Source organism: Secundilactobacillus collinoides DSM 20515 = JCM 1123 (assembly GCF_001435975.1).
Taxonomy (GTDB): Bacteria; Bacillota; Bacilli; order Lactobacillales; family Lactobacillaceae; genus Secundilactobacillus; species Secundilactobacillus collinoides.
In genome coordinates, this window is record NZ_AYYR01000122.1 from 1 (window position 1) to 7,303 (window position 7,303).

General features: G+C 43.2%; 6 protein-coding genes and 3 tRNA genes. All 9 read left to right on the forward strand.

Going from position 1 to position 7,303, the window contains the following annotated elements; all coding sequences use genetic code 11:
• Positions 1–335: 335 nt before the first annotated feature.
• A complete protein-coding gene (locus tag FC82_RS17035) occupies positions 336–479 on the forward strand; it encodes a hypothetical protein (RefSeq protein ID WP_169790384.1) in 144 nt (47 codons plus the stop codon).
• A gap of 137 nt (positions 480–616) precedes the next feature.
• Positions 617–1,327: a glucosamine-6-phosphate deaminase gene (locus tag FC82_RS15165; protein ID WP_054762859.1), complete on the forward strand. Its 711-nt coding sequence runs from the start codon at positions 617–619 to the stop codon at positions 1,325–1,327.
• A gap of 258 nt (positions 1,328–1,585) precedes the next feature.
• On the forward strand, positions 1,586–2,698 hold the full coding sequence (locus tag FC82_RS15170; RefSeq protein WP_054762853.1) for a glycoside hydrolase family 73 protein: 1,113 nt from the start codon (positions 1,586–1,588) through the stop codon (positions 2,696–2,698).
• A 610-nt stretch (positions 2,699–3,308) separates the two neighbouring features.
• On the forward strand, positions 3,309–4,160 hold the full coding sequence (locus FC82_RS15175; protein ID WP_054762855.1) for a glycoside hydrolase family 73 protein: 852 nt from the start codon (positions 3,309–3,311) through the stop codon (positions 4,158–4,160).
• A 94-nt stretch (positions 4,161–4,254) separates the two neighbouring features.
• Positions 4,255–5,331 (forward strand): ABC transporter ATP-binding protein, encoded by a 1,077-nt coding sequence (locus FC82_RS15180; protein ID WP_056997422.1) that lies wholly within the window; start codon positions 4,255–4,257, stop codon positions 5,329–5,331.
• Positions 5,332–6,524: 1,193 nt separating this feature from the next.
• Positions 6,525–6,833, forward strand: a complete 309-nt coding sequence (locus FC82_RS15185) for a hypothetical protein (protein ID WP_056997423.1) — start codon at positions 6,525–6,527, stop codon at positions 6,831–6,833.
• A gap of 65 nt (positions 6,834–6,898) precedes the next feature.
• Positions 6,899–6,970: transfer RNA gene (locus FC82_RS15190), tRNA-Asn, on the forward strand.
• Between the two features lie 62 nt (positions 6,971–7,032).
• A tRNA-Asn gene (locus FC82_RS15195) sits at positions 7,033–7,104 on the forward strand.
• A 33-nt stretch (positions 7,105–7,137) separates the two neighbouring features.
• Positions 7,138–7,209: transfer RNA gene (locus FC82_RS15200), tRNA-Asn, on the forward strand.
• Positions 7,210–7,303: the final 94 nt, after the last annotated feature.

Below are 7,303 nucleotides of genomic sequence, written 5' to 3' on the forward strand. Positions count from 1 at the left end.
ACAATAAAAAACTGGCATTGGCGTGACCACCAATACCAGAAATTTTACAGCCATTTTTTGGGGAAGACCGCCACGTTTGTATGGTGGTTTTTTTCGTACATAGAATGGCGCGGTCTGCTGCAGTTAATCGGCGATTTCATGTTGCAATCCGACAGGCACCGAGGTGGCCGGCACGCGCGTTTATTTTCTGTGTGTGGCATCCTAAGACAGGGCAGTTGATGGATGTTTTCAATTAAATAACGCACGATAACGCTTTCATAGTCACAAAATTAGACGTTTGTTCATTTTCGTGATAGAATCGCGCATGAGATAATTGAATAGAGAGGAAGACAATTATGAAATACACAAAAAAGCGCAGCACCAGTAAAGACGCTGCTTCGAAACGAGAAGCAACTTGGGAAAAATTTAAGGATCAGCAAAATGATTTAGCAGCCAATCGCCGTGGAATTCGCCGGAAACCTAGTCGCCGACCGAAGTAGCGGCCTTTTTTATCCCCTTTTTTTGTTTTTAAAATTAAAATGAGTCGTTTGGGTTGCAATATCGGTCTAGACAGGTTATTATTGGACTATACCAACAAAAGGAGTGGCGATTAATGACAGAATCAACAGCAATGAAAATGAATGTAATCGTAGTTAAGGATCGGCAGGAGGGTGGCCAGCGCGGCTACCAAATTTTCCAGGCAGCGTATGATAAAGGTGCAACAGTGTTTGGCTTAGCTACCGGTAGTACCCCAGTGACCACTTATGATGCAATCGTTGCTAGTGATTTGGACTTTAGTCAAATGACGTCCATTAATCTGGATGAATATGTGGGCTTAGCTCCTGATCATGAACAGAGCTATCACTACTTCATGCAACACCACTTGTTTAATAAGAAGCCGTTCGCACACTCATATGTTCCGAATGGGTTGAACGCGGATGCTGAAGACGAAATGGCCCGTTACAATCAGATTATTGCTGATAACCCAATTGACCTGCAAATTTTAGGATTGGGTCAAAATGGCCACATCGGGTTTAACGAACCAGGGACTGACCCTAAGCTTGGTACTCATAAAGTTGAATTAACTGAATCAACGATTCAAGCCAACGCTCGGTTCTTTGACAATGCTGATGAAGTGCCGCGTTACGCATATTCTATGGGCATTGCGTCCATCATGAAGAGTCATCAAATCTTACTTGAAGCATTTGGCGAGGAGAAGGCTGATGCAGTTAAGGCAATGATTGAAGGTCCTGTTACACCCGATTTGCCAGCAAGCTATCTTCAAGACCATGGTAACGTGACGGTGATTTTAGATGAAGGATCAGCAAGCAAATTAAGTTTTAAATAGGCGGCATGAGTTAATAAGAGAAACAATAACGAAACGGTCAGCGGACATCAATGCCCAATGACCGTTTTTTGCGTCGGTTTCCATTTAATGTGGCACAAATTAGCGAAATAGTGTCACAGACCGGCTTGCTTTAACCGACAATTTTGCTATTTTTGGGCATTAGTCATTTTGTAATACGCCTTTTCTTGAAGCTGTTCTCGATAATCTTTATAATGAAGCTATGAGCATACATAGGGAAGATTAAGGGGGATTTCTGGCATGCGAAAACCAACATTATTAAAAGTGGCAGCTACAGCTGTTTTGACGGTTGGCTTGATTGGTGCTGATTCGTTGCACACTAAGGCCAGTACGACAACTGATGCGTTCATTTCCACCATGTCTACACCAGTGAAGACGGTGGCGAACGCGTACAAACTTTATCCGTCAGTGATGATGGCCCAAGCCGCACTCGAGAGCGGCTGGGGAACCAGTACACTGTCCACTTCAGCAAACAATTACTTTGGCATTAAGGGGAGCTACAATGGCCAATCTGTGACGATGAGCACGGCGGAGTACGATTCATCTGGCCAGCTCTACTATACGGATGCGGCGTTTAAAAAGTACCCGACGATTTCTGCGTCGTTAACGGATAACGCAGAGTTGTTGCGAAACGGGATCTCGTCTGATCCGACGTATTATTCTGGCACGTGGCGTGAAAATGCGGCAACTTATGAAGATGCTGCCAACGCACTGACTGGTAAATATGCGACGGCACCAACTTATGGTGCCTCACTAATTACCCTTATCCAGACGTATGGCTTTGCGTCGCTGGATAGCTCCAGTTCATCGTCGACAACCACGAAAAAAGCTACAATCAAGTATTATTCAACGCTAAGCGGCGAAACGGGAAGTTTGAGTAGTAAGTATAAATCTTATGACATATACAACCACGTTAAGGGTAGTGCATATAAAACAACGAAGTATAAGTGGACCACGGTTGGCGGTTGGAGCGGGCGACCAGTTTGGTTTGATGGGCGCGCCTACAAATCAGATAGTAAGACTACATGGTATCGAATCCGGTTCAGCAAGAAAACAACTGCCAAACGCTACTGGGTCTATTCAAAGGTCGTGACGCTGCCAAAGACAACGTATACGAAGGTTAATAAGACAGCAACGTTCACGTCTACTTCTAATCCGGTCTACAATCACGTTTATAATTCCAGTTATCTAGCAAGTCAGCTGACAACAACAAAGTCAATGGGCACTGGTAAGATGACTGTGGATTGCAAAGCTGTTATTAAGCAAAGCGGTGTTTCCAGCACGTGGTACCGCGTTTCTAATGGTAAGAAGACTGGCTGGGTTAAGAGCACTTCAATTTCGAAATTAAGTTAGTCATAAAAACTTTTAGCCGGTACCTTTCGTATATGAAGGGTGTCGGCTTTTGTAGAAACATAATTCGGCAATGTTATTTTTTTGTGACTGTGATTAGGTAAGTGTTTGTTTTTGATTGTGTTTTCTCTGTATGTGTCATTTGTTTTTAATAAAGGCCTGATGTACAGTGGTGATTTGCTGTCCTCGAGTCGAAACGAGCTCCCGGGAAGCAGGGAGTTGCACATAAGCGATTGCGAGTACTAAAGCCAAACCTGGGCTTTAGCACTCACACTCACTTATGTTCCACTCCCTAAACGCTTCCTTCCGCTCTCTGGTTTCATATATTTTTAATAAAGACCCGATGTACAGTGGTGTCTTACTGTTTTCGAGTCGAAACGAGCTCCCGGGAAGCAGGGAGTTGCACATAAGCGATTGCGAGTACTAAAGCCAAACCCGGGCTTTAGCACTCACACTCACTTATGTTCCACTCCCTAAACGCTTCCTTCCGCTCTCTAAGTTTTTAATAAAAAATTCGTTTTTATCTTGTGTCTTGGCGTAAGACCGGTATAATTAACACGGTTTAGAATAACGTAAGGCCGATAACCGACGAAGAGGAATGGAGTACAACCGGATGAAACTCTGGATTAAATTAACGGCAACGCTGACTCTTGCACTTGCGGTATTTGGCTTGAGTGGTGCGCGCACGGCTCAAGCGGATAGCCACACAGCATTTATTACTCGGCTCAGCAAGCCCGTTTTACAAGCTAGTAAGAAGTACCACTTGTACGGGTCTGTCATGATGGCTCAGGCAGCGCTTGAAAGCGATTGGGGGACCAGCACGCTATCCACTGAAGCAAACAACTATTTCGGTGTGAAGGGGACTTATAGTGGGCAGTCAGTAACGATGTCCACATCTGAAGCAGATGGTTCTGGTCAATTTTTCAACACGATGGCGCAGTTTAAGTCCTACCCGTCGCTTCAGGCCTCCATCAATGATTACGCGCAAACACTGCGCGATGGGACAACCTGGAACCCGTTTTTGTACGAGAATACCTGGCGGGAAAATGCGACATCTTATACTGAAGCGGTTGACACAATTGCCCAGCATTATGCAACGGACACCAACTACGCCAGTAAGATCGAAACCATAATTGCCGAGTATGATCTCACGAGCCGCTTCGATGACACCACTAGCAATAGTGATGATGCAACGACCACCAAGATCACGCCAGGGGTCTCATACGCAACGGATAAGGGAACGGCAACCATTAAGTCTGGCTCTATCAAACTGTACCAGCAGGTTCCGGGACCAAGTGTTGACGCGACTTCAAGTAATACCAGCGCTTTAGCCGGCAAGAAAGTCACAATTCAACAACGAGGCATCATCAAGTCCAGTCAAACGATTTGGTATCAAATTAAGAGTGGCAGTACCACTGGTTGGGTACAACTGACTGATTTATTGAATTTACAAGAATCACACTAAACTGGTGCGGCATTTTCCTAATCGGGGATTGTTTGTTATAATGGCGAATATGCAAATGATGCGTCAGTAAATAGATGTTAAGGAAGAATTTGAAATGGCAACTGATTATAAAATTAAAGTACAAAATGTGACAAAAGAGTATGATTTGTTCAAGACGCAATCTGAAAAATTACGGTCTTTCTTTGCGTTGAATCGGAAACCGATTCCGCATTTCTGGTCTTTGATGGGTATCTCACTTGAGGTTAAAGCAGGCGAAACGTTAGGTCTGATCGGGGTCAACGGTTCCGGTAAGTCGACGTTGTCCAACATTATTTCAGGCATTATTCCCCAAACGACCGGGGTTGTTGATGTCAAAGGTGACACGTCAATCATCGCTATTGGTGCTGGTTTACGTGGTAACTTAACTGGTCAGGAAAACATTCGGCTTAAGGCTTTAATGCAAGGGTTGACTAACGAAGAAATTGATGGCTTGATGGATGACATTGTCAGCTTTGCTGATATTGGTGACTTCCTTTACCAACCTGTTAAGAGTTATTCAAGTGGTATGAAATCACGGTTAGGCTTTTCTATCGCGGTTCATGTTAATCCTGATATCCTCATTATTGATGAAGCATTATCCGTTGGTGATGATACCTTCTATCAAAAATGTTTAGACAAGATTACTGAATTCAAAGAAGAGGGTAAGACGATTATCTTCGTCAGCCACTCACTCAAGCAAGTTGAGTTGATGTGTGATCGTGTTGCTTGGATTCACTATGGGACGTTAAAGGAAATCGATGACACAAAGAAAGTCGTCGGTGACTACCGGGAATTCGTGAAGTGGTTTAAGGGTCAATCCAAGAAGGATAAGCGTAAGTTCCAACGGGGCATGAAACAACATCAAAAGGACTTTGATATTGATGCCTACCAAGCCAGCGTTGTGGATGAACGCAAGGTCGCAAACCCAACTGAAAAGAACGTTGAAGCAAAAGTTAAAAAAGACTTCTATGGTTCAGTAATTAGTGAAAAAATGCCGATTGGGTCACGTGTGTTAACGGTCTTGACCTTGGCCTTGTTTGTGATGTTCTGCTGGACAAATGTATCGGGTCATTCACTTCAAGAAGTGGTGGCAAACCCATCAAGTTTAGTACACCCAACAAATCATATTGATACAACTGGGACTATTAAATAAGCTCACATTAATTTTAAATTAAAAAATGTGGACAATTCTCATAATAAATGTTAATCTTTAAATAACCATTTATTTACCACCTATTAGTCGGTGTGACGAATAGGGACATCTCTCATTTAGTGGTTAGACATTAAATGCGGTTTAAAAGAACGTTCGCCAGGAAACCGGTGGGGGTTCTTTTTTTGAGAGTGCGAAAACAGGGGCGGTTAAGGAGCGGAGCCAAAGGATTCCTGACATAAAGCCGGGTTTGGGCTTTGTGTCAGGAATCCTTAGGCGCAGTCTCGTTGCCCCATGCAGCACGTTTAGGCTGGAGATCATGAGCGAGTGATGTGAGCCCTTCAGGTAAAGTAACAACACGAAAGAGTGCGAAAACAGGGGCGGTTAAGGAGCGGAACCAAAGGCATCCCTGACATAAAGCCGGGCTTGGGCTTTGTGTCAGGAATCCTTAGGCGCAGTCTCGTTGCCCCATGCAGCACGTTTAGGCTGGAAGACAGTACAACAACTATTTGGAAAAAATAACAACGTCTATTTTCAAAAATATCAGTTCAAACCACCAGAAAAAAAGAACAGTCCTGCAAAAAACTGTTTATTAATTGGTGTTTACCAACATTAGTTATTCAACAGATAAAACAAAACAACCTAATGCGTGGCAAAATAGTCTCATTCATGAAATCTGTCACTATTCTTAATTTGAACGATTTTCACTATTTTTTCAAAAACCATTGACAGCGCTTACAAAAAACGATATATTGTTTTTGTAAGGTATGAATAATTACCTTCTAATCAATTCTCTTTCTCTCTTATGCCGCCACTATCTGTTGATAGTGGCTTTTTGTTTGGGTAAAAGAGGTTTCTTATTCGGGAAAGCGGCACTTTCGCTTAAAAACTGTTAGATGCTTTATGAAACGCGTGAATGAACCTGAGTGATGACATGATTTTCGACCTGCAGAGGATGGCCGTTCGCATGCGTTCGGTTTGAAAAGTGATACGAATAAGCTCACATAACGCTGACGACTAATGAGGTGCTGCGATTGCGTTAATAGCACAGGAACAGCCACCCTGTTTTTTGAATGGCATACATGACATTGCGGAGTCAGTTTCATAAAAATCATGTTTAGTTTAACAATCGGCTGTTCCCAGACCTTAATTTTATGTTATACTACTTAGGTTGTGATTGAAGGGGGACGTTGTCGTTGAAGAGTCATGAAACATTTACGTTAATCGAGGAAATCACGCGGCTGGACGGATCCAAGTACATGGAGATCAGTGACATGGTTCAAAATGGACGGGCCGAGTTGGCAGCTGAGCGTGGCTTTATTAAGGAAGTTCGGATTCTACAGCTTAATATTCCGCACTCTCCGCACGTGGTTGCGTATGAAGATTACGTGAATGAAAATTACGACATGCCGACTGAAGACTTAGATCACTTTGAGGAGTGGGATAAGCCTGAAAAAATCCAACAAGAGGTCAACATGGTGCTAAAGGAAAACGGAATTGGTTAGAATTTAGTGCGAAAAAGATTTGCATAGCATTAGAGATTATGGTATAAATATTACATGATGCTTTTTGCCCCGTAGTTCAGTGGTAGAATAACTGACTGTTAATCAGGAGGTCGCTGGTTCGAACCCAGCCGGGGCAGTTGTATAAATACACATTTTTATCATGAGTTTATACTTTTCACTATAATTAAATATCGATGATTGCCCCGTAGTTCAGTGGTAGAATAATTGACTGTTAATCAGGAGGTCGCTGGTTCGAACCCAGCCGGGGCAGTTGGCCAATCATCAATAATTGGTCGCGCAACATTGCCCCGTAGTTCAGTGGTAGAATAATTGACTGTTAATCAGGAGGTCGCTGGTTCGAACCCAGCCGGGGCAGTCACAAGTTGATCGGGTATCATTAGAACAACATAAAAAGGGCTGTAAAATTTCTGGTATTGGTGATCACGCCAATGCCAGTTTTTTATTGTCTT